Origin of the sequence: Methanothrix harundinacea 6Ac (assembly GCF_000235565.1) — an archaeon.
GTDB lineage: Archaea > Halobacteriota > Methanosarcinia > Methanotrichales > Methanotrichaceae > Methanocrinis > Methanocrinis harundinaceus.
In genome coordinates, this window is record NC_017527.1 from 2,250,083 (window position 1) to 2,274,335 (window position 24,253).

The window sequence follows — 24,253 nt, forward strand, 5'->3', positions numbered from 1 at the left end:
AAATCTTTCGGCGAGATCGGCGAAATTTGGGGTGTTTCTGTGCTCATCGTCGGTTGTCACCATTCCCCCAGCCTCGTCTGCCCCCGATCCTCCTCGCCGCCCGCGCCCACCTCCGGCACCGATACCCCCAGCTACTCCTCGAACCACTCCGCCACCAGCCGCCGGTGGCAGAAGGCCCCCGCCCTCTCCCAGCAGAGGAGGATGGCGTCCTCGCCGAGGTCGGCATAGACCGTGGCGTGGTCGAGCTTCGAGAGGACCTCCGAGCGGTAGCGCCGGATGTACTCGTCCTCGTCGATGGCGCCGCTCTTCGCCGCCGCGAGGAGGCGCCAGGGTGGCGCCAGCGGCTCGTACGCGCGGCCGGTCCAGCCGCGAGGTTGGGTGCGGGAGATGGCGACGGCCCGGGGGTCGGAGCCGGACCGGGCGAAGTTGGAGGTCTGCATATCCATCAACGAATTTTTTTTGTAGATTCTATTGGGTTTTGACATTCAGGCCATAAAATGAAAGGCGGACAAGAAGAAAACGTAAATGGGGACGGTTGGCGGCCGCGGCCTAGTTGATCCGCGCCACCGCCGCCACCTCGTCCCCCGCCTTCAGCCGCATGATCCGGACCCCCTGGGTCGCCCGGCCCTGGATCCTGATGTCGGAGGCGGGGATCCTGATCATCACCCCGTCCTTGGTGGTGATCATCAGCTCGTCCTCCTCGGAGACGGTCCGGGAGGCGACGACGTCCCCCTTCCTGGAGTCGATGTTCTTCATCCCCTTGCCGCCCCGCCGGTGGGGAGAGTACTCGGAGAGCTCCGTCCTCTTACCGTACCCCTGCCTCGTCACGGTGAGGAGGGAGGCTCCCGGCCGGACCACGTCCATAGAGATCACCTCGTCGTCGCCCTCCAGGGTGATCCCCCGGACCCCCATGGACCCCCGGTTGCTGGGGCGGACGTCCCCCTCGGAAAACCTGATCGCCTTGCCGCCGGCGGTGGCCAGGATCAGGTCCTGGTCGCCGCCCGTGAGCCTTGCGGCCACGAGCCGGTCGCCCCGGAGGTTGACGGCCTTGATCCCCCCCTTCCGGGGGTTGCTGTAGGCCCGGATGGGGGTCTTGACGACCTGACCCAGGGACGTGGCCATGACGATGAACCCCTCGGAGTCGAAGCTCTTGACCGGGATCGCCTCGGTGATCTTCTCGTCCGCCTCCAGGGATAGGAGGTTTACGATCGACTTGCCCCGGGCGGTCCTGCCGAAGGATGGGACGTCGAAGACCCGGAGCCAGTGGGCCTTGCCCATATCGGTGAAGAAGAGGATGTACTCGTGGGTGGTGGCGATGAAGAGGTCGGTGACGAAGTCCTCGCTCTTGGTGTCGGCCCCCATGACCCCCATCCCACCCCGCCTCTGCTGGCGGTAGGCGGAGAGGGGCTGCCGCTTGATGTAGCCGTCGCTGGTGATGGTCACCGCCACCTCCTCCTCCTGGATCAGATCCTCCAGCTCGATCTCCTCCTCCGCCTCGATGATCTGGGTGCGCCGGCCGTCGCCGTACTTTCCTACGAGCTCTGCCAGCTCCTGCTTTATGATGTTGAGGATCTCCCGGGGGTCGGCGAGGATCTCCCGGAACCGGGCGATCGCCACCTCCAGGTCCATCTCCTCGGACCGGATCTTCCCCTGCTCGAGAGCGGTCAGCCTCTGAAGCCTCATATCCAGGATCGCCTTCGTCTGCTCCTCGGAGAGGCCGAAGGCCTCGGTGAGGGCGGCCCTGGCCTCGGAGGGCGACTCGGCGGCGCGGATGAGCTTGATCACCTCATCGATCTTCCCGAGGGCTATGAGGAGCCCCGCCAGGATGTGGGCCCTCTTCTCCGCCCGGTCGAGGTCGTAGCTGGTCCTCCTCTCGATCACCTCGGCCCTGTGAGATACGTACTGCTTCAGGATATCCCGGAGGGGGAGGGTTGCCGGCTGGCCGTCGACGAGGACGACGTTGATGATGCTGTAAGAGGTCTCCAGCTGGGTCTGCCGGTGGAGCTGGTTGATGACCACCTCGGGGTTGACCCCGGACCGGAGCTCGACGACGAGCCGGATCCCCTCCCGGTCCGACTCGTCCCGGAGGTCGGAGATCCCGTCGACCCGGTCCGCCTTGATCAGGTCGGCGATCGTCTCGACGACCTTCGCCTTGTTCACCTGGTAGGGCAGCTCCGTCACCACGATCTTAGGCCGGTCGCCCCTCTCGATCACCGACTTTGCCCGGAGCTTGATGATCCCCCGGCCGGTGGCGTAGGCGGCCTCGATCCCGGAGCTTCCGAGGATGTAGCCCCCCGTCGGAAAGTCGGGGCCGGGGAGCTCCTCCATCAGGTCCTCTAAAGTCGAATCGGGATCGTCGATCAGCCTCGTAATCCCCCCCGCCACCTCGCTCAAGTTGTGGGGCGGGACGTTCGTCGCCATCCCCACGGCGATCCCGGAGGAGCCGTTGACGAGGAGGTTGGGGAGCTTCGAGGGGAGGACCGTCGGCTCCTTGAGGGAGTCGTCGTAGTTGGGGACGAAGTCGACGGTATCCTTCTCGATATCCGTCAGCATCTCCCCGGCGATCTCTGAGAGGCGGACCTCGGTGTACCTCATCGCCGCCGCCGGATCGCCGTCTATGGATCCGAAGTTCCCCTGGCCGTCGATGAGGGGATACCTCATCGAGAAGTCCTGGGCCATCCTCACCATCGTCTCGTAGATGGCAGCGTCGCCGTGGGGGTGGTACTTACCCATAACGTCTCCGACGACCCTCGCCGACTTCTTGTAGGGCTGATCGTGGGTCATCCCCTGCTCGTACATGGCGTAGAGGATCCGGCGGTGGACGGGCTTGAGGCCGTCCCGGACGTCCGGGAGGGCCCGCCCTACGATGACGCTCATGGCGTAATCGATGTATGAGGACTTCATCTCCGAAGTTATGTCGACGTCTATCTCCGTCATCTTCTCACCTCAGACGTCCAGGTTCCTCACGTCCCGGGCGTGGGCCTCGATGAACTCCCGCCGGGGCTCCACCTTCTCTCCCATCAGGATCGAGAAGATCTCGTCCGCCTCCATGGCGTCCTCCAGGGTCACCTTCAGCATCGTCCTCCTCTCGGGGTCCATCGTCGTCTCCCAGAGCTGCTCCGGGTTCATCTCCCCGAGGCCCTTGTACCTCTGGACCGTCGCCTTCCCCCCGGACCCCTCCAGGATTCCGGCCAGATCCGCTTCGGAGTAGGCGTAGGTCGCGGCCTTACCCCTCTTCACCTGGTAGAGGGGAGGCTGGGCGATGTAGACGTAGCCCGCCTCGACGAGCTCCCGCATGTACCGATAGAAGAAGGTGAGGAGGAGGGTCCGGATATGGGAGCCGTCGACGTCGGCGTCCGTCATGATCACCACCTTCCGGTACCTAGCCCGGTCCAGCTGGAAGTCGTCCCCGATCCCGGTGCCGAGGGCGGTGATGATGTTTCGGATCTCGTTGTTCTTCAGGATCTTGTCGAGCCTCGCCCTCTCGACGTTGAGGATCTTACCCCGGAGGGGGAGGATCGCCTGAAAGTGCCGGTTCCTCCCCTGCTTCGCCGAGCCGCCAGCCGACTCGCCCTCGACGATGTATAGCTCCGATAGCTGGGGGTCCTTCTCGGCGCAGTCGGCGAGCTTTCCGGGTAGCCCTCCCGAGCTGAGGGCGTTCTTCCTCCGGGTCAGCTCCCTCGCCTTCCGGGCCGCGACCCGCGCCCGGTAGGCCTGGGTCGCCTTCTCGACGATCTTCACCGTCACCAGGGGGTTCTCCTCGAAGAACTCGGACAGCCCCTCGGAGACGAGGGAGCTGACGATACCCCCGACGGCGCTGTTCCCGAGCTTCGTCTTCGTCTGCCCCTCGAACTGGGGGTCGGCGAGCCTCACGCTTATGACGGCGACGAGCCCCTCCCGAAGGTCGTCGCCGGTGAGCTTGGTATCGTCCTTGAGGAGCTTGTTCGCCCTGGCATACTCGTTCGTCGTCTTGGTGAGGGCGGCCCGGAAGCCGGCGAGGTGGGTTCCCCCCTCCCGGGTGTTGATGTTGTTGGCGAAGGAGAGGACGTTCTCGTTGTAGGTGTTGTTGTACTGGAGGGCCACCTCGACGGAGGTTCCGTCCTTCTCCCGGTTGAAGTAGATCGGCGGGGAGTGGAGGATGTCCTTGTTCTTGTTGAGGTGCTCGACGAAGGAGACGATGCCCCCGTCGTAGAGGTACTCCCTCCTCTTGGCCGTCCTCTCATCCTCGACGGATATCTTCAGGCCGCGGTTTAAGAAGGCCAGCTCCCGGAGGCGGCTAGCCAGGGTATCGAAGCTGAACTCGACGGCCTCAAAGATCTCGGGGTCGGGCTTGAACCGGACGGTCGTCCCGGTGTGGTCGGAGACGCCGTGGACCTCCAGGTCCGAGACGGGCCTCCCCCGCTCGTACCTCTGCCAGTAAACGAGGTTGTTCCTCCGGACCTCCACCTCCATCCACTCCGATAGGGCGTTGACGACGGAGACCCCGACGCCGTGGAGGCCGCCGGAGACCTTGTAGGACTTGTGGTCGAACTTTCCCCCGGCGTGGAGCTTCGTCATCACTATCTCCAGCGCCGGCTTCTTGTAATGCTCGTGGATGTCTACGGGGATGCCCCGGCCGTCGTCCCTCACCGAGGCGGTGCCGTCGGCGTGGAGGACGAGGTTGATCTCTGAGCACCGGCCGGCCATGGCTTCGTCTATGCTGTTGTCCACCACCTCGTAGACGAGATGGTGGAGGCCGGCCAGGTTGGTGCTCCCTATGTACATGGCGGGCCTTCGCCTGACGGCGTCGAGCCCCTCCAAGACCTGGATGGTGCTCGCGTCGTACTCCTCAACTACTTCGCTCAAGACCGGATTCGCCCCCGATAACATAAATGACCCACAATTGAATTATCGCATTATATATAACGGTTTTCCCGAATTAATCGCAAGCCGGCAGCTGCGAAATTTTGATTTGATATATTTTATTCGAAGACTTCATCCCGCCGGGGGGGGATCTCCCATCCCCGAGGCTTTTGCGGGAAAGGAGGGATAGACCTTTGGCTACTTAGCCTTAACGTGCCCCCCCCTCCAGCCCCGGGGGGGGCGGAGGTCCCCGCAGGCAAGCGGACTTCCCGGGCCGGGGAGAAGAATGGACGGTGCCGGGAGCCGGCCGGGAGGGGGCTATATGGAGCCCTCGACGGGGACGAACTTCGTCCCGTAGTAGATTATCCCCCGGTCCCCGTCTTTGCCGAGGATCCTGAAGACGGGCTTCACCCTCATCCCGATCTCGATCTCCTCGGGGGCGCAGATCACCTGGCCCGTCAGCCTCGGCCCCTCCTCCAGCTCTATGATGGCGAGGTTGTAGGGGGTCTGCCTCTTGAAGTCGTCGGTGGCGTTGTAGATGGTGGTGTAGGTGACCACCGTCCCTCGGCCATCGAACTTGTAATCCTCCATCTTGGCGGCTCTCCGGCAGTTGGGGCAGATCGTCCTCGGCGGGTAGTAATACTCGTCGCACTTGGGACAGTGGGTCCCCACCAGGTTGTACCTCTGGGGTATGTGTCTCCAGAACCGTGGGACTGTGGACAATTGGTCACCTCGACATGATGTGGACGATGGCGGTGCCGCCGCACCCGCCGACGTTGTGGGTGAGGCCGACGTCGGCGCCCTCGACCTGCCGCTCTCCCGCCTCGCCCCGGAGCTGGAGGACCATCTCGTAGGCCTGCTTTATCCCCGTGGCGCCGACGGGATGGCCGCAGGCCTTCAGCCCTCCAGAGGTGTTGATGGGGATCTCCCCGCCGATGGCGGTGAGCCCCTCCCGGGTGGCTCTCCCCCCATCGCCTTTATCGAAGAATCCCAGATCCTCGATCGCCACGATCTCCCCGATGGTGAAGGCGTCGTGGACCTCGGCGAGGTCCACGTCCTCCGGCTCCAGCCCCGCCATGCGGAAGGCCCTCCTGGCGGCGAAGACCGAGGCGTCGAGGGTGGTGATATCCCGCCGGTCGTGGAGGGCGAGGGTGTCGCTGGCCTGGGCCGTCGCCAGGATCCTGATGGGGCTGTCGGTGTACTTTTTAGCCTCCTCCGTCGGGGCGAGGACGACGGCGGCAGCCCCGTCGGTGATCGGCGAGCAGTCCAGGACCCGGAGGGGGTCGGCGACGAGGGGGGAGTTCAAGACCTTATCGACGGTGATCTCCATCTGGTACTGAGATATGGGGTTCATGCTCCCGTGGTGATGGTTCTTCACCGCCACCGCCGCCAGGTCCTCCCGGGTCGTAGCGTACCGGTGCATGTGGAGCCTCGCGATCATGGCGTAGAGGGCGGGGAAGGTCGCCCCGAAGAAGCATTCCCACTCCCGGTCGGCGGCGGCGGCCAGGGCGTCCGCGGCGACGCCGCCGGTGACGTCGGTCATCTTCTCGACCCCGGCGGCGATGACGACGTCGGAGTAGCCGCTCGCCACCGCCAGGATCCCCTGGCGGAGGGCGAGCCCCCCGGATGCGCAGGCCGCCTCGACCCTGGTGCTGGGGACGTGGAGGCGGGAGAGGCCGGCGCAGTCGGATATCAGGGCGCCGATGTGCTCCTGCTCCACGAACCGGCCGCCGCTCATGTTCCCGACGTAGAGGCCGTCGATCTCCTCGCCGGAGACGTTCCCATCCTCCAGGGCCCTGATCCCCGTCTCCACCACCAGGTCCCGGAGGGAGTCGTCCCACCTTTCCCCAAACCGGGTGCATCCAGCTCCGATAATCGATACCGATCTCATGGTCTCACAGCCTCAGCTTTCCCTTGTGCTTGGCGTAGACGGCGTAGTCCAGGTAGCGGACGTCCTTCATGTAATCTCTTACCCGCGGCCCTCGGTCCCTTATCTCCTCTATCCCCTCTTCGACCCTGATGCTGAAGGCGTCGCTCCCCGCCCCCGACCCGAAGCTCGCGAGGAATATCCTCTCCCCGGGGCGGGCTACGTCCAGGGTCGCGGCGAGGCCGATGAGGCTTGAGCCCGAGTAGGTGTTTCCGATCCAGGGGACGACGAGCCCCGGCTCGATCTGTTCGGCGGAGAAGCCGAGCTTCGAGGCGACCCTCGCGGGAAACTTCCCGTTCGGCTGGTGGAAGACGGCGTAATCGTAATCCTCGGGGATCGTCCCCATCTTCTTGAAGAGGCCCCGGGTGGCGCTGGTGACGTGCTTGAAGTAGCCCGGCTCCCCCGTGAACCTCCCCCCGTGCTCCGGGTAGGCCATCCCCTCCCGCCTCCAGAAGTCGGGGGTGTCGGTGGTGAAGGAGTAGAACCCCTCGATCTCCGCCGCCAGGTTCTCGCAGCCTATGACGTACGCGGCGGCGCCGGCAGCGGCTGTGTACTCCAGGGCGTCGCCGGGGGCGCCCTGGCTCGTGTCGGTGCCGATGGCAAGGCCCAGATCGATCAGCTTTCCCGCCACCAGGCCGAGGCAGGCCTGGACCGCCGCCGTCCCCGCCTTGCAGGCGAACTCGAAGTCCGCCGCCGTCAGCTGGTGGTCGACGCCCAGGGCCTCGCCGACGATCGTCCCCGTCGGCTTTACGGCGTAGGGGTGGCTCTCGGAGCCCGCGTAGATCGCCCCGATCCTGAAGGGATCGATGGAGGCTCGCCTGACGGCATTCCTCGCCGCTTCAACGGCCATAGTCACCGCGTCCTCGTCGGTGTCCGGGACGGATTTCTCGAAGACGTTCAGCCCCTTGGCCATGTCCTCCCTCTCTCCCCAGACCCTGGCGATCTCCTCGGCCTTTATCCTGTACCTGGGCACGTAGACCCCATAGCTGACTATCCCCGCGGGCAAAGCATCACCTGTTGTTCAGATTCTCGGCGAGATCCTCGGTGGAGAGGGTCGTCGCGAGGAGGGGTATCCTCTCCAGCTCCGCGATCCTCCTGGCGACGCCGTCCACCCCCGAGGGGTCGATCCCCTGGAGGATCACGGCGCCGGGCTTGAGGTGGCTTACCCTCACCGCCACCATCGGCGACCTGCCGGTGGAGACGCCGGTGAAGATCAGGGCCCGGGCGGTGCTCCGGCCGTAGATCCTGTGAAACTGTTCGGGAAGAAGCTCCAAAATAGCCTTCAAGCTGTCGATGATCGTATAGCCGTAGATAGGGACGTCGACGTCCCCGCAGACGACGCAGGCGCCGATCCGATCTACGAACTTGGAGAGGGGGACCGGCTCGGAGTATTCGCATACGCAGCATATCCGCCCGAAGGACCCGCCGTCGCTGAGCAGGGCGCTGTAGGTCCGGGCGGTGCAGCTCCCCCGGAGCTCGTCGATGGTGAGGAGGGCATCGATGATCTTGCTGACGATCAAAATGCCGGGCGACCGTCTTCTTCCGCTTTCGTAGTCGCTTATCACCGACGGCGAGATTCCCAGATGGTTGGAGAGCTCCGTCTGGGTTACGCCGAAGTTCCTCCGCCACTTCTTCAGGGTCTCGCCGGGATTCTGTGATAAAGTTATCTCACCAGCCATCTTCTCTGCGAGCAGTCCTCGAACATCGGAGATATCCCCCCCGGCAGACATGAGCCAGAGAGGGGGCTCTTTAGAATATAAAGTTAACGAAGAGGAGTTCGTCATATGACGAGGTTGAGCCGGATCCCACAAAACAAGATGCGCCGACCGGGATTCGAACCCGGGTTTTGGGCTTGCTCCGCGATCCCTGCCGCTTGGAAGGCCCAAGTCATAACCACTAGACCATCGGCGCTCACCACCTCCATCCCCTCGTCGAACTTAACGTTTTCGATCCGAGGGGTGGGGCGCCCCCGGGCCGGGGCGCTCCCCCGAAGGATGGCAGGGGAAGGGCCGACCCCCGCCCGGCGGGAGGGGTCTTGGCGGCGCCACCCAGATCTCCCCCATGCCCGATAGGCAGCTACGCCTCGGATACCTTGATATATCGAGGCGTCGGTGGAGTCACGCCGTTAGGCGAGCCCCTGGAGGGAACGAGATCTTGCACTCGGTGATAATCGCGATCTGGCTGATGCTGCCGGCCTACCTGCCGAACAACTTCGCCGTCATCTTCGGCGGGGGGAGGCCCCTCGACTTCGGGAGGACCTTCCCGGACGGCCGCCGGATCCTCGGCGACGGGAAGACCTTTCGGGGAACGATCGCCGGCACCCTGGCGGGGGTGCTCTTGGGCCTCCTCCTCCACGCCATCGCGGCCGTGAGGCCTGATCTAGGCCTCCCGGGCTTCGGCCGCGGATTCGAGCTGATCCTCGTCCTCGTCGGCCTCTCCCTGGGGGCGATGGCCGGGGACATCGTCGCCAGCTTCTTCAAGCGGAGGATGGGGATGGAGCGGGGGGCGGCGCTCTTCCTCGTCGACCAGCTCGACTTCGTCTTCGGGAGCTGGGCCCTCACCCTCCTCCTCGCCCCCCGGTGGTTCTCCGAGAGCTTCACCGCCGAGGTGATATTCATCGTCCTGGTCGTCACCCCCGTCCTCCACAGGGTGATGAACGTCCTCGGCTACAGGATCAAGGCGAAGAAGGAGCCGTGGTGAGGGAGATAGAGGGCATCTTCCGGACGATCTGGGATTTATATCGATCATTCCGAGTTAGATGGGCCATATCGCCATTATTCCTACATATTTCAGGAATAATTCGCCCCAAACTGTTCTTCCTTGTTTTTTTTATATTTCAGGCTTTTATTTGGGGATTTCAGATCTTTCGGGCTCACTAAAACCGGGACAAAAAACAAAAATGGGGCTTTCATTTCCATTTCGAAAGCTTTATAAGTCCAGTAACCGATAGTCAGTACGTTACTGGCCAAATTTTTCATAGATTACTATGATTTGGCAAGAATTAAAAAGGAGGAGAGCAAATGGACATGGTTAGCATGGGGCTCCTAGCAGCTATGGGCGCCCTTGCGACAGTAGCCGGTGCAAGCGAGGACTTAGAGTCCGATGTGGGTTCTCAGAGCAACCCCAACTCACAGGTCCAGTTGGCTGCCCAGGTGGGTCACACCCACAGGATATACAACAAAGCCATCTCTGGAGAGCCCCCATCGAACGCTCTTTACGCCGCCCTTGCCGCAGTTACAGCTAGTGTCTTGATGTCCGGGTATGGCATGAACGCGTTCTTTGCGATCGCCATCGGCTCGGTTATGGCCGCGATCTTCAACGGCATCTTTTCTGTCACCGCCTACATGGGCAGGAACACGAGCCAGGCGCGGTTCAACCAGTACGTCTACCTGGACGTTCTGCGGACTCACACCACCGCCATCATGGCACATGCGTACATCACTGCCTTCTGCGTAGTCACCATCTCCTACATCATGACAGCCCCGTGGCTTCCGATTCAGCACCCGTTCCCGTTCCCCCTCGTCGCCATGATATGGGGGCTCGCCATCGGAGCCATAGGATCGTCTACGGGAGACGTCCACTATGGAGGAGAGAGGGAGTTTCAGAACTACATCTTCGGGGCGGGGCTCAACGCCGCCAACTCCGGTGACATCGTCACCAGGGCCGAGGCTGGCCTGAGGAGCTCCATCGACAACGTCTGGTTCTGCGCCCGATTCGGAGGCCCCGTCACCGGGATGGCCTTCGGGCTGACGGTCTTCCTGGACAACTGGCGGACCACCATCTTCGATCCCGCCACCCAGGGATGGTATGCGGTCCTGACCGGGATAGTGATCGTCATTCTGTTCATCGTCTACAACAGAATCCTGGAGATCAGAGCGAGAAAGAGGTACGGGCCCTATCCCGAATACAAGGGGGACATTGAGGCATGATTCCTCCGATTGACGCTAACATGCTAGTGCACATAATTGAGATCGTCATTGGCGGGCTATTGGTGGGCATAGGCGTCCACTTCGTCCCCGTCGGTGGCGCACCAGCCGCCATGGCCCAGGCCACCGGGGTGGGGACCGGGACTGTGCAGCTGGCCGCCGGCTCTGGCCTCACCGGCCTCTTGAGCGCCGGCCTGATGTTGAACTACACCGACAGCATTCTCCTGGTGGTTATCAGCGGTGCCGTCGGCGCCATGATCATGATCGATGCCACCATGATCGTCGGAAACTGGGTCTACATCTACGGCGTCGGGACTCCCTTGGCATCCGCCAAGGCGAACTACGACCCGATCACCAAAGATTCCCAGGCGCCCTACGTCGCCCCCGGGACCGTCGGCCAGGGCATACCCACCGTCTGCTTCGTCAGCGGGACGATCGGCGGCCTCCTCGGCGGCGCCGGTGGATCCCTGATCTACTACGTCCTCTATCAGATCAACCGGGACCCGGGCCTCTCGGCCTTCTTCGCCATCGGAATCTTCGTGGTGAACGCCGTCATCGCCTCCTACAACATCCAGGGGACGATCGAGGGGTTCCACGACCCCAAGTTCAAGCGGGTTCCGCGGGCCTTCCAGGTCTGTCTGGTGGCATCGCTGATCATTGCAATATTCGCCGTCCTGATTTCGGGAGGTCACTGATATGAGCGTTGCAGCAGGTGGAGGAGCAGCCAAGATCGACAAGACGAAGCTGATGATGTACGGCCTCGGCGGCGGAGTCCTCGGCATATACCTGGCCCACGTCCTAAACGAGGTCACCGGGACCGATTACTTCTCGTTCCTGGCTGGCCTCGGCGTCATCGCCGCTGTGGTGATGGGGTCGGACGCCGTCAGGAGGGTCTGCAGCTACGGCATCGGCACGGGAGTTCCGTCCATCGGCCTGATGGCCATGGGGATGGGGCTCGTCGCAGCGATGTTCGGCCTATCCATCGGAGGCGTCGCCGGCCCCATCATAGGGATCGCCGTCTCCATGGGCTTCGGATACGTCGTAGGCCTTCTCACTAACAAGATCATCAAGATGAACATCCCCGTCCTGGAGGAGGCTCTGATGACCCTGGGCGGCGCCGGGGCGATAGTCCTGATAGGCCTGGGGGTCATGATCTCCGGAGTTATAGACTATCGGGTTATCATCGCAAACGTCATCGATACCGGATATATAGCCATAGTCTTCATCATCGGAAGCCTGGCCATACTGCACCCCTTCAACGCCAACCTCGGCCCCGACGAGACCCAGGACAGAACCCTCGTCCACTCCGTCTCCGCGGGAGCCCTGGCGATGTTCGCCGTCGGGATCGCGTCCCTGGAGACCATAGGCGTCGAGGGCTTCGTCTCGATATTCGTGGCCGCCGTCGTCTGGATCGTCTTCTTCAAGAAGTTCTTCGATCTGGTGAAGAGGGACTCCGCCGGCGTCAAGGGGACGGGTCTTCTTCCTGAGGGAGGTATGTAGATGGGAATAGTCAGAGCTTCTCCCTCCGATCTGCACCTGGTCTTCGATCCCCTGGAGGGGATGATCGCAGAGGAGAGGGACGACGTCATCCAGTTCGCTCTGGACCCGATCATGGCCCAGATCGATGAGATAAACAAGGCAGCCGACGACCTGGTCAACTCCCTTGACCCCCGGGCGCCGCTCCTCAACTCCTACAAGGGGAGGGAGGGGGCGAGCTACATGGCGGGGATCTACACCAACATCTGGTACGGGTTCATCATCGGCCTCGTCGTCGCCTTCGTGTACTTACTCTCCCATGGGGGTGTCTTCTGAATGGCCAACAAGAAGCCGACATCCGACCCCTGGCCCTGGCTCACCGGCGAGTACGTGGTGGGAAACCCCGAGAGCCCGGTGGCTGTGGTGACCTGCGGGTCTCACCTGAACAACGCGCCTTTCATCGATGCGGGATCAGCCCTCGCAGGCCCCTGCAAGACCGAGAACATCGGCATCGAGAAGATGGTGGCCAACATCATCTCCAACCCCAACATCAGGTTTCTGATCATAACCGGGATGGAGGTCAAGGGCCACATCACGGGGCAGGCGATTGAGGCCTTCGCCGCCAACGGCATCGATCAGGAAGGAAGGATCGTGGGGGCGACGGGCGCCATCCCCTTCATCCAGAACCTGACTCCAGAGGCGATTGAGAGGTTCAAGCAGCAGATAACTACGATCAACATCATCGACACCGAGGATACCGGCACCATCGTCTCCAAGATCAAGGAGTGCGTCTCCAAAGATCCGGGCGCCCTAGACGTTGAGCCCATGGCGGTGGAGATATCCGAGGGCGAAGCGGAGGAGGAGGCCCACGGCCTTCGTCCCATGGCGGGGGAGATCGCCAACATCCGGGCACGGATGAGGCAGATCGACGCCGCAGTCATGAACATGGGGATCCAGAACAAGTACTCTGCCGGCATCTACGCCGGAAAGATCGAGGGGATCGCAGCGGGGCTGACGATCGTTCTGGTCCTCTTCGGACTGATCCTCAGCATCGGAGGGATGTGAGATGGCAGATGAAGAGATTGTGAGCGGAGAGGGCGCAGGAGCAGGGAAGCCGATAACTGCCGACATCCCATACGGAAAGGGGCTTCCCACGGTGCTGGCCCCCTTCATGGGGCCCTTCGACCAGATCACCGACAGCGTCCTGTACAGGGCGCAGCTGGTGGTCAGAGATCAGAAGCTCAGCTCGGGGGTAAACGCCGCGATGCCGATCGGAGCGGTCGTCGGGTTCCTCTTCGCGATCCTGATGGTCCTCTTGCCAGTGTACATTATGACCTGAGGTGATACATTCATGGCTCAAAACAATCGAGACGTAGTACCCAGCGTCGTAGTAGACCCGGACCAGTACAGGGAGGTCCTGGACAAGCTGGCCAAGATCGACGAGAAGATCGAGTTCGTCAGCGCGGAGATAGCCCAGAGGCAGGGCAAGAAGATCGGCAGAGATATAGGCGTCCTTTATGGGGTCTGTGGAGGATTAATATTAGTGCTGGCATACTATTTGCTGGCGGTTGCGTGAGGGTTTGATATGTTCAGGTTTGACAAGAAACAAGAGGTATTCGAGTTCGGCAAGATCAAGGTGGGAGGTCAGCCCGGCGAGTACCCCACCGTGTGCATTGGGACGATGTTCTACTCCCGGCACAAGATAGTGACCAACGAGGAGAAGGGTATCTTCGATGTGGCTGCCGCGGAGAAGCTCTGGAAGGACCAGGAAGAGATGAGCGACACCACCGGGAACCCCTGCTTCAACCAGATCGTCGCCGAGACGAACGAAGCCATGACCAAGTACCTGGACTGGTTCGTCGAGATATCCGACGCCCCCTTCCTGGTGGACTCCAGCGCCCCGAGCGTGCGGGGCTTCGGGGTCAAGTACGCCACCGAGATCGGCGTCGCCGACCGGGCGATCCACAACTCCATCAACGCCAGCATCACCCCTGAGGAGTTCCAGGCCGTCAAGGAGAGCGACCTCGACGCCGCCATAGTCCTCGCCTTCAACGCCCTCGACTCCACCACCAAGGGGAAGATGGACGTCCTCACCAAGGCTGCGGGAGGCGCGGAGAAGGGGATGCTCGACTACGCCGCCGAGGCGGGGATCACCAGGCCCCTCATCGACGTCGCCGCCATGCCCCTCGGGAACGGCTCCGGCGCCACCATCCGGGCCGGGATCGCCGTCAAGGCCCTCCTGGGGCTCCCCGTCGGCGCAGGCTACCACAACGGCGCCTCCGCCTGGGACTGGATGAAGAAGTACAAGAAGGTGAACAAGGCAGCCTTCCCGCCGGTGGACATCGGATCGAACCTCGTCGCCGGGATCATGGGAGCCGACTACTACCTCTACGGCCCCATCGAGAACGCGACGATGGTCTTCCCAGCCGCGGCCATGGTCGACATCATGTGCGCAGAGAGCGCAAAAGAGCTCGGCCTGGAAGTTCTGGACCCGAACCACCCGATCAAGAAGCTCCTTTGAAACCCCCTTCTCTTTTTTTCTTTTTTTGAGGGATCTTCTTGCCGGTCCGGGTGGAGATCAGAGCCGCCTTCGGCGGCGTTCGTTTCAAGTGTCAGCGCTGCGGCTCCTGCTGCCATCACCGGAGGCCCCGGGAGTTCGACGACCTCATCCCCCCCGAGAGGATGGCGGAGTTCTTGGAGAAGAGCAACCTGATTTACCTGACGGAGAGGGACATCGACGCCATCAGCAAGAAGACGGGCCTGGACCCCCAAGAGTTTGTCGACACCCTCTATGAAGATAGGAGGGGATCTGTCATGGTCGAGGAAGGCGGGAAGAAGGTGATCCTGGACCTCCCGGTGATGAGGTCGAGGGAGCCGGACGGATCCTGCGTCTTCTTCCAGGAAGGGAGGGGGTGCACCATCTACCCAGTGCGGCCGACGGCCTGCCGCCTCTTTCCCTTCGTCGTCGTCGAAAAGTCCGGCCCTGCGGGAGCGATCGTCCTCGAGATAGGCTACAACCCCACCTGCCCCGGGATCGGCGAGGGGAAGGGGCCGGAGAGAAAGAGGCTCGAGAAGCTCGTCGCCGGCCAGTTCGCCGAGAGGATGGGGTCGGTGGGGGCGCAGGTCCAGAGGCTGAGGATGGAGGGAAAGATCCACCCCGAGGCCCGGATCTACAGGACGATGCCGGGGAGGAGGAGAAGGCCTGGATGAAATGGATCGAAGAGAGCAGCAGATGCCAATATGCCGGGATCACCGAAATTCTCTCCCTTCGTCTACACTTTGGATACCGGGTTGGGAGCTCTTGGGCCGAGACGATCCTCTCTTTCCAGCCTGGATACATACCATCTAGATCGGATTAATCTTAAACATGATTATTAAATAAGATCAGTGCGGTGGTCTCGTTCGGATCTTCGCAGATCGCTCAATTAGAGGGATACTCATGAAACGAGCTTTAATTGGAGTAGCGGTCCTTGCCCTCCTCTCGATAGTGGGATGGGCCCAGGGGATCGGCTCGACGGATGGAGAGATGCCCGCGGAAGATGCAGATCCGCTCATATCGCGAGAACTGCTCTTCGGCAATCCCGACAAGATCACTGTACGAACGAGCCCCGACGGTTCCAGGATCAGCTACCTCGCCCCCAAAGACGGGGTCCTGAACGTCTGGGTGGGACCTATAGAGGACCCGGAAGCTGCAGAGCCCGTCACCAACGACACCTATCGGGGCATCCGCTCCTACTCATGGGCCCACACCAACGAGCACATCCTCTATATCCAGGACAAGGACGGGGATGAGAACTGGCGGATCTACAGCGTCAACCTGAGGAGCGGCGAGATGAGAGACCTCACCCCCTTCGAGGATGTCCAGGCCAGGATTGTAAAGGTCAGCCGCAACTTCCCTGAGGAGATCATCGTCGGCCTCAACGACCGCGATCCCGAGTACCACGACCTCTATCGCCTGAACATAGAGACCGGGAAGATGACCCTGATCCAGGAGAACGGATATTTTTCATCCTTCGACATCGATGACGATTATGCCGTCAGGTTTGCGACGAATATGACCTGCGACGGCGGTGCCGAGATCTTCCGGCCGACGGGAGAAGGCGGATGGGAGGTCTTCACGGAGATCCCGATGGAGGACGTGATTACGACGGGATCGATCGGCTTCAACAAGACCGGCGAGATCTTGTACTTCGTCGACAGCCGCGGCCGGAATACGGCGGCGCTCTTCGCCATGAATCCAGCGACGGGGGTAAAGACCCTGATCGCCGAAGATCCGAGGTCGGATTTCAGCGACTGGATGGTCCACCCCACTGAGAAGAACGTCCAGGCGGCTGCCTTCACCTACGAGCGGAAGGACTGGCAGGTGATCGACGGATCGGTGGGCGACGACCTGGCCTTCCTCAAAACCGTCGACGATGGCGACATCGAGGTGGTGAGCCGGTCTCTCGACGACAGGACCTGGATCGTCGTCTACGTCGTGGACGATGGCCCCTTCAGATATTACCGGTACGATAGCGAGAAGAAAGAGGCGGAGTTCCTCTTCACAAATCGTAAGGATCTGGAAGATCTGGCCTTAGCCAAGATGATGATCCCGACCGTCATCGTCTCGCGGGACGGTCTGAACCTGGTGAGCTACTATACGTTGCCTCTCGGATCCGACCGGGATGGGGACGGAAGGCCGGAGGAGCCCCTCCCCATGGTCCTGTACGTCCACGGCGGCCCCTGGGCCCGGGACGTCTGGGACTATAACCCCGCCCATCAGTGGCTTGCCAACCGGGGGTACGCCGTCCTGAGCGTCAACTTCCGCGGATCTACGGGCTTTGGGAAGGATTTCGTCAACAGAGGAAACCTGGAATGGGGAGCGAGGATGCACGACGACCTGATCGACGCCGTCGATTGGGCGGTGGGAGAGGGGATCGCAGATCCAGATAGGGTGGCGATCATGGGCGGGAGCTACGGAGGGTACGCGACCCTGGTGGGGCTCACCTTCACTCCGGAGGTCTTTGCCTGCGGCGTCGACATAGTGGGCCCCTCAAACCTCACCTCCCTGATCGAGACGATACCCCCCTACTGGCAGCCTCAGATCGAGCTCTTCGCGACCCGGATGGGCGACCACAGGACCGAAGAGGGACGACGGCTCCTCTTCGAGCGCTCTCCCATCAACCGCGTCGAGAATATCGCGCGGCCTCTTCTGATAGGCCAGGGCGCCAACGATCCCCGGGTCAGCCAGAACGAGTCGGACCAGATCGTCGGGGCGATGCAGGAGAAGGGGATTCCTGTGACCTACGTCCTCTATCCAGATGAGGGTCACGGCTTCGCTCGGCCGGAGAACAGAATGTCGTTCTTCGCCGTCGCTGAGGCCTTCCTATCCGAGCACCTCGGCGGAAGGTTTGAGCCCGTAGGAGACGACTTCGATAATTCGACGATCACCGTCCCCATAGGGGCTGAGGAGGTCCCAGGGCTGAAGGAGGCCCTCTCGGACCGATCAGCCTGATGGAGTCCTCCTCCCTTCGGCGGTGGAGAAGAAAATAGAGATAGAAATAGAGACGAAGGGGGCCGGGGGAGGGCTCAAAGCCCCGTCACCCCAACCTCTTCCAGCTCCTGGAGCTGGTTCACTCTCATCTCCACCACGTCCATGGCGTCCTCGAAGAGGGTCCTGTTTATCTCTATCCCGAAGAACTTCTCGAGCTTCTCGGGCGGGGTCATCGTCGTCCCAGCGGAGAGGTAGCCGACGTATCTCTCGTTGAACTCCTGGGGGTTCTCCTTGTAGATCTTGAAGAGAGATAGGGTAATCGCTTTTGAAAGCGAGTAGCTGAAGGTGTAGTAGTTATTGGTGAGGTAGATGTGGTCTACATACGTCCATTCCGCAGAGTCTTCGTCGTAGTAGCCGATATTCTCGTCCTCGTACTCCTTGCAGAGGTCTCTCCATAGGGAGTTCAGCTCGGCCCCGCTTATCTCGTCCTTTCCATCGCAGAGGATATGGGCCTGGCGCTCGAACTCGGTGATCATGCTCTGGAAGGTGAAGTAGTTTTTGTACTCGCCTATGTGCTGGTCCAGGACCGCTAGGGCGGTCTCTCGATCGGAGTTCTCCAGGACGTAATCCACAAAGAGCTCTTCGTTGAAGGTGGAGGGGATCTCCATCTCGTACTCCGGGCCGCCGCAGTAGATGAAATCGACGGAGTTGCCCATGAGGTAGAAGTTGATGGCGTGGCCCACCTCGTGGGTCACCGTCTTCTTGTCGTATATCAGCCCCTCGTAGTTCAAAAAGATCATGCCCGGGAGCTTCAGGGGAAAGAGGCTCATGCAGTATTCGCTGGTCTGCTTTCCGTTATCGGGGTTCGGGTATACGTCGATCAAGTTGCTGGTGACCATATATGCGAAGATCTCGCTGAAGATGGGGTCCATCCCGGAGTAAGAGGCGCCGATCTCGGCCAGGGTCTCGGTGTAGTTGTAGATCTGGTCGGGGTCGTCGGTGAGCTGGAGGAAAAGATCGTAGGGCATCAGCCGGTCCACCCCCATCTTCTCCCTCTTGAACTCGTGGTACCCATAAAAGGCGTCTTTCCTCTCCTTGAATACGGAGTTCATCTCCTCGATCTGCTCCTCGGAGAGGTAGCTATCGAAGATCGTGGAGGCGTAAGCATCGGAGTAGTTCAGCTCCCGGCTGAGGTGGTCGTCCTTCTTCGCCTTCAGCAGGTAAAGGGCCGCCATCTTGTCGGACTCGTCCTTGAGGTGGTAGAACCTCTTATCGTAACAGAGCTTCCTGTTCTCTCGGTCCGGATCGGTGGCCAGGAGCCTGTAGTAGGATTGGTAGTTGACCGGGTATTCCGTACCGTCGGTGAGGGTAACATTCCCGGCGACGGTGACGTTGTTTGTGATCTCCTTTATGGCCTGGGTCTCAAGCTTCATCAGCTGATCTGCGATCTCGGCTATGAAGGCGGCGTGGGTCTCGTTTCGCGGCCTGTGGTCAGCGTACCTGATGTAGCCGCTCTCGAGGTACGTCCGATATTCTTCGAGCCCCGGCTCCCCGCCGAAGAGGACCTCCCACTCCTCTCTCGACAGCGACTTGAGCCTGATCTCCGCGAAGGACGTGGCTGCGTAATAGTCGGCATAGAAGGTCTGGATCTCGGAGATGAAGGTCTCGAAGAAGTCGTCGTTGACGTTGAGGCTGTTTTGGGCGTAGACGTAGGTTGAGAGGAGGTCGAGGGAGATGGAGAGGTTCCTCTCGTCCTCCAGGTATCCCAGAAGGACCGGACCGTTCAGCTCCTCGAAGGCGGGCCGGTAGGTCTCGTTGATCGTCTCGGCCTCCAGCTTCAGGCGGTCGAACTCCGCCCTCGCCTCTTCTCTATTCTCGAAGAGAAATGTGAGGTTCCAGGACTTGGTGATATTCTCCAAATTGAGATGAGGGGCCGGGGCCCCCTCGGCGGCGGATTGGTCGCCTGCGCCCGAGGGCAACAGGACGAAAACCGCCGCCACAACGAATGCTACTGCCAGGATGCTACTCTTCATAGTTCAACACCGTCTCCAGAATGCCGATAAGCCCTAATTTAAAATCCGGCAAATCAACTCGCCATGATCTCTAGGCTACTTAAATTTTCGTCTACAATTATCCCTTCTCTATCCCTTCTCAATAGGCCACCCGCCCAGGGTCGGCGGATCAGAGCGCCTCCAGATAACCCTCGATCCGATCGAGCCCCTCGGCGATCCTCTCGATGGAGCTGGCGTAGGAGAAGCGGAGGTACCCCTCGCCTTCGGCCCCGAAGTCGATCCCGGGAGCGACGCCGACCCGGGCCCGCTCCAGGATATCGAAGGCGAGGTTATACGAATTGGAGGAGAGGTGCCGGGCGTCGGCGAAGACGTAGAAGGCCCCCGTCGGCTCGACTGCGACCCCGAAGCCGAGCTTACGGAGCCGTTTTACCATGAACCGCCTCCGCTCGTCGTAGGTCCGCCTCATCCGTTCGACGTCGTCGCTGGCCTCCCGGAGGGCGGCGATCCCCGCCCTCTGGACGGCGGAGTTGGCGCAGATGAAGAGGTTCTGCTGCATCTTCTGGATCGGCCGGATGAGCTCGGGAGGAGCGATCAGGTACCCCAATCGAAGGCCGGTCATGGCGTAGAGCTTCGAGAAGCCGTTGAGGACGATGGCGTCCTCGGCGAACTCCAGAATCGAGCGCTCCCGCCCAGCGTAGACGAGGCCGTGGTAGATCTCGTCGGAGATGACCCGGACCCCCAGATCGGAGATCGCCTCCATCCTTCGGGCGGAGAGGAGGGTCCCCGTGGGGTTCGACGGCGAGTTGATGACGATGGCCTTCGTCTTATCGGTGATCCGCGAGGCGACGGCCCCGGGGTTGAGCTGAAAGCCGTCCGCCTCGGCGGCCGGCACCGGCACGGGGACGCCGCCGGAAAATCTGATGAAGTTCGGGTAGCAGGCGTAGCCGGGGTCGGAGATGATCGCCTCATCCCCCGCCTCCAGAAGCGCCGAGAAGACGAGCATCATCGCCGGGGACGTCCCCGAGCAGACGACGATCCTATCGGGGTCGACGGTGACGGAGTACCTTTCGGCGTAGTGGTCGGATATCGCCTCCCGGAGTTCCGGGTCGCCGCAGCTGTGGGTGTAGTGGGTGTGCCCCTCGGCTAAGGCGGCCGCGACCGCCTCCCGGACTGGGGCGGGGATGTCGAAGTCCGGCTCGCCCACCTCCAGGTGGACGACGTCGATCCCCTGGCGCTCCATCGCCCGGGCGCGCTCCAATACGTCCATCACCAAAAAGGGGGTCATCTCCTCGGCTCGTCGTGAGATCATGTTGGCGGGCTCCTTAAGTGGGTGACAGTTTTGATAAGTATAAATTTCTCTTAGATCGCACAAGGACTATCTTTAAACCCAACGTGATGGAACGTTTTATCTAATCCATTTTCCATTTCGACCTAACCCATGAGTCGTTCGGATCTTCTCCACCTTCAAGAATTTCGTACTCTTTGATGAACTGTTTTAGTGCATTTCTTTGGTTTTCTGTTATCCCTTCATCATAGGCGATTTTTCTGGCACGATCTATAATTTGAGAAAGATCGAGAAACAGCTCCAGGACTCTAGGGTCGAGCCTGTAATAGGCTTCTGTGTATCCATCGGAATAACCCTTATAGCCTTTTGAAAGGAATTTCTCCAAAAACATGGCTAAAACGTCGTCATCAGTTATAACTTCTTGGACCCAATGCCTTATATCTTCAATTTTATCGAATTTGTTCCACCAATAAAGGACATATACTAGATCTGATATATTAAGAAGTGTCCCGTTTTGCGCAGCTTCAACCACCTTTTCGAGAGCGATTTTCTCCAACAAATCGAGATGATCTGAATTGATAAGTATTTCATCAGCACCACTTCCCACCTCTCCCTCTTTATGCTTGTCGAGTCCTTGGCGTTGGACACTTACTTCATGTACGATCATCGAAATTGCTCGACCCTCAGACATGGATTTATTCAGGATATTATATCGTTCATTTTCGTCAAATCGAAGTAAGAGTTGCCGTGAAATACGTATAATGCGAATGCTATTTCCAAATGGCATCTCATCTCTATCTTCTGGGCACAGAAGTTCATCTCCTATATCGAAAAATACCTTTAAAATTTTAGGTATAGCTTCTTCAGGGACATCCTCAGCTGTGTAATCCTCGAGTTTTTCAAAAAATTGCCTAACACGGGTCGTGCCATCTGGTCTTTTTTGGTTTGCAAGTTCTAGAAGTTTATTAGCGAAGGCCACTGGATCATCGGCTAAAGCTAGTAAAGCCTTCATTTCCGTGTACGATATGCTGCCTTCTGGCAGATTCAAGCGGAAATACATAGGGAATGCATCGTGGCTGCATACGCGAAGCTGCCTACGCCATGTAGACTCCCAGTCCCAACCGTAATTACTACCACCCCAAGCCGAACCCACGCGGGGGAAAATCGCCGTCAACAATCTTTTGACAGATTCACGATCTTTATCCTGAACTGTTTCTATCCAAGAGTTATGGAACTTTTTGAGACCTTCAATTTTTGAATCTATAAAGCCGTCCCTTTTATTATGTCTCGTAAATTCTTCTTCATTTTCTCCAATCATGTGATACGCTATGGGGCAAAAGACTCGTAGGGTTTCAATCGCAATGAAATCAACAGAGTTGACTTCTCCTTTTACAGCCGGATATGTTACGTTCAACGTGTTAGTCAGTCGGATAACATCTCGGGGTGTGGTTATGAAATGATCAATACCTTGAAAGTAAACATTTAGCCAATATCTCTTATCAAATAGTTCTTCAGGAGTATCGGTGAGAATTAGGTTTAATTTCTCAAAAAGTAGTGAACGAAGAGAGTTCTTATCTGGAATGGGAAGTTCAAATGGGGTTTGAACAATTTTCTCAAGATATTCTTCCCCAGCCCCAGGAATATCTTGTGTCTTTTCCAATGCGTTTATAACAACTCGCTTATCAAAAGCTAGAAGGTAAATGACGTTGGGAAAATCTGCAACCGATTTAATAACTCGGAAAAGCTGTCGAATTTCATCAGCCGTGAGACGATCAATATCATCTATGATCACTAAGATTTTCTTTTGCTGCTCTCGTAATGTTTTCGCAATTTTATCTTTAAATTCTGATACACTTTTATGAGTTTTTGTAAATTTATTTATTACGCGCGCTAATATGTTGATAGTGGGTTCAGGGGTTTTAGATAAAAGATCCGAAAATTCTGCAATCAAGTGTTTTAACTTGTCAGGATCAGTTATCCATTTCTCTTTGCCTAATTCAGCCTGTAGTTGGCCAAAAAAGTGAATTGTTAGATCTTCTTGACCAGAAAACCACCAGGGATTAAAATGTACAATTATCGGCTGTTCGTCCTCAGGCAATTGATTTAGGTAATATTTTATGAAATTTATTAATGTTGATTTCCCTGACCCCCAGGACCCATAAACTGAGATCACAAATCCCTCAAGGGGAGCCATCTTGCAAATACTATCTGCAAGGTGCTCTGCAAAATTACTGTATCCTAATCGATCTAGTTCAGGATCTTCTAGCGGTTTATCTGGTGATAAATAATCTATTTGATCGTGATTCGCCATTTTATCGACCCCTTTTTTTGCTCTCATACCATTTGAACCTCCTCCAGGATGCGCCGGCCTATGGCGGGCTTGAGGGCGCTCTTCTCCACCAGGTCCACCTTCGCCCCCAAGAGATCGCTCAGATGGTTTTCGAGGGCGATGAACTCCAGAAGGGTGAGGGGCTCGTCGCCATCCTCCAGATCCACCAGAAGGTCGATGTCGCTCTCCTCGTCCGCCTCGCCCCGGAGGTAGGAGCCGAAGATCCCGATGGACGCCACCTTGTAGCGACGAGAGAGCTCCGGCATCTGCGACCTCAGAATTTCGGCTATCTCCTCGGCGGTCTTCACCCCCCGTTGAGATACCGATCGCGTCTTCTTCTTTGCCGATATGGACAATTCAACCTCCATCCTCACCCCACCTTCAGCTGCGCCTCGACGAGCTCGTCGAGGAAGGACCTCCTCACCTCCGCAGCGTAGTCCCAGAGGTCGGGGCCGCAGGCGTCGCACTCCCGCCCCCGCTCCTCCATCACCCGGACCAGGTCGAGGAGGGAGGCGTAGAGGAGGGGCGCCGCCTCCCGGAGGCGGGCGTCGAAGGCGCTCGCGGCCTCTTTTGTCGGGATCAGCCTGCATCCGCCGCCGTGCTCGTCCCAGGCCATGCACCCCGCCTGCAGGCACGACCGCGCCACGAAGGGGCAGGCCCGCAACTCCCCGATCTCATCTCTACGATCCGTCATGGTATATGCCACCAGCCGAGGGAATCGATCTCGCATCTCGATGATCTCTTCGGCCTGATATTATATCAGCGTTCTCCAGGATCTCAGGAGGTCTCCGATCTGATATTCAACTTTTCTTCCATGTTTTGGGGCACGCCCCAGAGATATCCCTCGCGAAATTCGGGTTTGAGGAGACAGAAATAGGATAAAATCAGTAGATATTTGGGTATATATTAATTTCCATCTACATTAATTGCATTTCTGCGTATCGGCGGAGTTTGTCAGCAGAACAAGAATTTAAATAACATGC

General features: G+C 59.5%; 23 protein-coding genes and 1 tRNA gene. 11 read left to right on the top strand and 13 right to left on the bottom strand.

All coding sequences use genetic code 11. The annotated features are described in order from the left end of the window. Window positions 1–131 precede the first annotated feature (131 nt). From MHAR_RS10610 to MHAR_RS10645, 8 genes are all read right to left on the bottom strand, one after another. Window positions 132–440, bottom strand: a complete 309-nt coding sequence (locus tag MHAR_RS10610) for a DUF488 family protein, N3 subclade (protein ID WP_187287817.1) — start codon at window positions 438–440, stop codon at window positions 132–134. A gap of 109 nt (window positions 441–549) precedes the next feature. Then, a complete protein-coding gene (gene gyrA, locus MHAR_RS10615; RefSeq protein ID WP_014587614.1) occupies window positions 550–2,937 on the bottom strand; it encodes a DNA gyrase subunit A in 2,388 nt (795 codons plus the stop codon). A gap of 9 nt (window positions 2,938–2,946) precedes the next feature. Then, on the bottom strand, window positions 2,947–4,869 hold the full coding sequence (gyrB, locus tag MHAR_RS10620; protein ID WP_014587615.1) for a DNA topoisomerase (ATP-hydrolyzing) subunit B: 1,923 nt from the start codon (window positions 4,867–4,869) through the stop codon (window positions 2,947–2,949). A gap of 291 nt (window positions 4,870–5,160) precedes the next feature. Then, complete coding sequence (locus MHAR_RS10625; RefSeq protein WP_014587616.1) at window positions 5,161–5,565, bottom strand: Zn-ribbon domain-containing OB-fold protein; 405 nt, start codon at window positions 5,563–5,565, stop codon at window positions 5,161–5,163. 4 nt (window positions 5,566–5,569) lie between these two features. After that, a complete protein-coding gene (locus tag MHAR_RS10630; protein WP_014587617.1) occupies window positions 5,570–6,733 on the bottom strand; it encodes a thiolase domain-containing protein in 1,164 nt (387 codons plus the stop codon). 4 nt (window positions 6,734–6,737) lie between these two features. After that, window positions 6,738–7,775, bottom strand: a complete 1,038-nt coding sequence (locus MHAR_RS10635) for a hydroxymethylglutaryl-CoA synthase (RefSeq protein WP_014587618.1) — start codon at window positions 7,773–7,775, stop codon at window positions 6,738–6,740. A gap of 4 nt (window positions 7,776–7,779) precedes the next feature. Next, window positions 7,780–8,448, bottom strand: a complete 669-nt coding sequence (locus tag MHAR_RS10640) for a helix-turn-helix domain-containing protein (protein WP_228369557.1) — start codon at window positions 8,446–8,448, stop codon at window positions 7,780–7,782. A gap of 139 nt (window positions 8,449–8,587) precedes the next feature. Continuing rightward, window positions 8,588–8,680: transfer RNA gene (locus MHAR_RS10645), tRNA-Gly, on the bottom strand. Between the two features lie 243 nt (window positions 8,681–8,923). On the opposite strand from MHAR_RS10645, the gene MHAR_RS10650 reads away from it, so the two are divergent. The 11 genes from MHAR_RS10650 to MHAR_RS10700 all read left to right on the top strand — a co-directional run bounded on the left by MHAR_RS10650 (window position 8,924) and on the right by MHAR_RS10700 (window position 17,665). Beyond that, the gene (locus MHAR_RS10650) at window positions 8,924–9,469 is read left to right on the top strand and encodes a CDP-2,3-bis-(O-geranylgeranyl)-sn-glycerol synthase (protein ID WP_014587620.1); all 546 of its coding nucleotides are present in this window, start codon (window positions 8,924–8,926) and stop codon (window positions 9,467–9,469) included. Window positions 9,470–9,789: 320 nt separating this feature from the next. Further along, entirely contained in the window at window positions 9,790–10,698 is a 909-nt protein-coding gene (mtrE, locus tag MHAR_RS10655; RefSeq protein ID WP_048144630.1) for a tetrahydromethanopterin S-methyltransferase subunit E, read from the top strand. Continuing rightward, window positions 10,695–11,390 (top strand): tetrahydromethanopterin S-methyltransferase subunit D, encoded by a 696-nt coding sequence (gene mtrD, locus MHAR_RS10660; RefSeq protein WP_048144631.1) that lies wholly within the window; start codon window positions 10,695–10,697, stop codon window positions 11,388–11,390. Before mtrE ends, mtrD begins: the two co-directional genes overlap by 4 nt. 1 nt (window position 11,391) lies before the next feature. Continuing rightward, on the top strand, window positions 11,392–12,195 hold the full coding sequence (mtrC, locus tag MHAR_RS10665; RefSeq protein ID WP_014587623.1) for a tetrahydromethanopterin S-methyltransferase subunit MtrC: 804 nt from the start codon (window positions 11,392–11,394) through the stop codon (window positions 12,193–12,195). Beyond that, a complete protein-coding gene (locus MHAR_RS10670) occupies window positions 12,196–12,507 on the top strand; it encodes a tetrahydromethanopterin S-methyltransferase subunit B (protein ID WP_014587624.1) in 312 nt (103 codons plus the stop codon). It begins immediately after the preceding gene. Next, window positions 12,508–13,236, top strand: a complete 729-nt coding sequence (gene mtrA, locus MHAR_RS10675) for a tetrahydromethanopterin S-methyltransferase subunit A (RefSeq protein ID WP_014587625.1) — start codon at window positions 12,508–12,510, stop codon at window positions 13,234–13,236. It abuts the gene before it with no gap. A 1-nt stretch (window position 13,237) separates the two neighbouring features. Beyond that, the gene (locus MHAR_RS10680) at window positions 13,238–13,510 is read left to right on the top strand and encodes a tetrahydromethanopterin S-methyltransferase subunit F (RefSeq protein ID WP_014587626.1); all 273 of its coding nucleotides are present in this window, start codon (window positions 13,238–13,240) and stop codon (window positions 13,508–13,510) included. Between the two features lie 12 nt (window positions 13,511–13,522). Next, entirely contained in the window at window positions 13,523–13,747 is a 225-nt protein-coding gene (gene mtrG / locus MHAR_RS10685) for a tetrahydromethanopterin S-methyltransferase subunit MtrG (protein ID WP_014587627.1), read from the top strand. A gap of 9 nt (window positions 13,748–13,756) precedes the next feature. Beyond that, window positions 13,757–14,692, top strand: coding sequence for a tetrahydromethanopterin S-methyltransferase subunit H (mtrH, locus tag MHAR_RS10690; RefSeq protein WP_014587628.1), 936 nt, complete (start codon window positions 13,757–13,759; stop codon window positions 14,690–14,692). A 38-nt stretch (window positions 14,693–14,730) separates the two neighbouring features. Beyond that, entirely contained in the window at window positions 14,731–15,381 is a 651-nt protein-coding gene (locus MHAR_RS10695; protein ID WP_014587629.1) for a YkgJ family cysteine cluster protein, read from the top strand. 229 nt (window positions 15,382–15,610) lie between these two features. After that, the gene (locus MHAR_RS10700) at window positions 15,611–17,665 is read left to right on the top strand and encodes a S9 family peptidase (RefSeq protein WP_014587630.1); all 2,055 of its coding nucleotides are present in this window, start codon (window positions 15,611–15,613) and stop codon (window positions 17,663–17,665) included. A 74-nt stretch (window positions 17,666–17,739) separates the two neighbouring features. Here MHAR_RS10700 and MHAR_RS10705 read toward each other — a convergent pair whose 3' ends face one another. From MHAR_RS10705 to MHAR_RS10725, 5 genes are all read right to left on the bottom strand, one after another. Then, window positions 17,740–19,677, bottom strand: coding sequence for a M3 family oligoendopeptidase (locus tag MHAR_RS10705; protein ID WP_081472335.1), 1,938 nt, complete (start codon window positions 19,675–19,677; stop codon window positions 17,740–17,742). Between the two features lie 148 nt (window positions 19,678–19,825). Continuing rightward, complete coding sequence (locus MHAR_RS10710) at window positions 19,826–20,965, bottom strand: pyridoxal phosphate-dependent aminotransferase (RefSeq protein ID WP_014587632.1); 1,140 nt, start codon at window positions 20,963–20,965, stop codon at window positions 19,826–19,828. Window positions 20,966–21,065: 100 nt separating this feature from the next. Further along, the gene (locus MHAR_RS10715) at window positions 21,066–23,279 is read right to left on the bottom strand and encodes a KAP family NTPase (protein WP_014587633.1); all 2,214 of its coding nucleotides are present in this window, start codon (window positions 23,277–23,279) and stop codon (window positions 21,066–21,068) included. Further along, on the bottom strand, window positions 23,276–23,638 hold the full coding sequence (locus MHAR_RS10720) for a nucleotidyltransferase family protein (protein ID WP_014587634.1): 363 nt from the start codon (window positions 23,636–23,638) through the stop codon (window positions 23,276–23,278). Before MHAR_RS10720 ends, MHAR_RS10715 begins: the two co-directional genes overlap by 4 nt. A gap of 2 nt (window positions 23,639–23,640) precedes the next feature. Continuing rightward, on the bottom strand, window positions 23,641–24,000 hold the full coding sequence (locus MHAR_RS10725) for a hypothetical protein (protein WP_187287818.1): 360 nt from the start codon (window positions 23,998–24,000) through the stop codon (window positions 23,641–23,643). Window positions 24,001–24,253 lie beyond the last annotated feature (253 nt).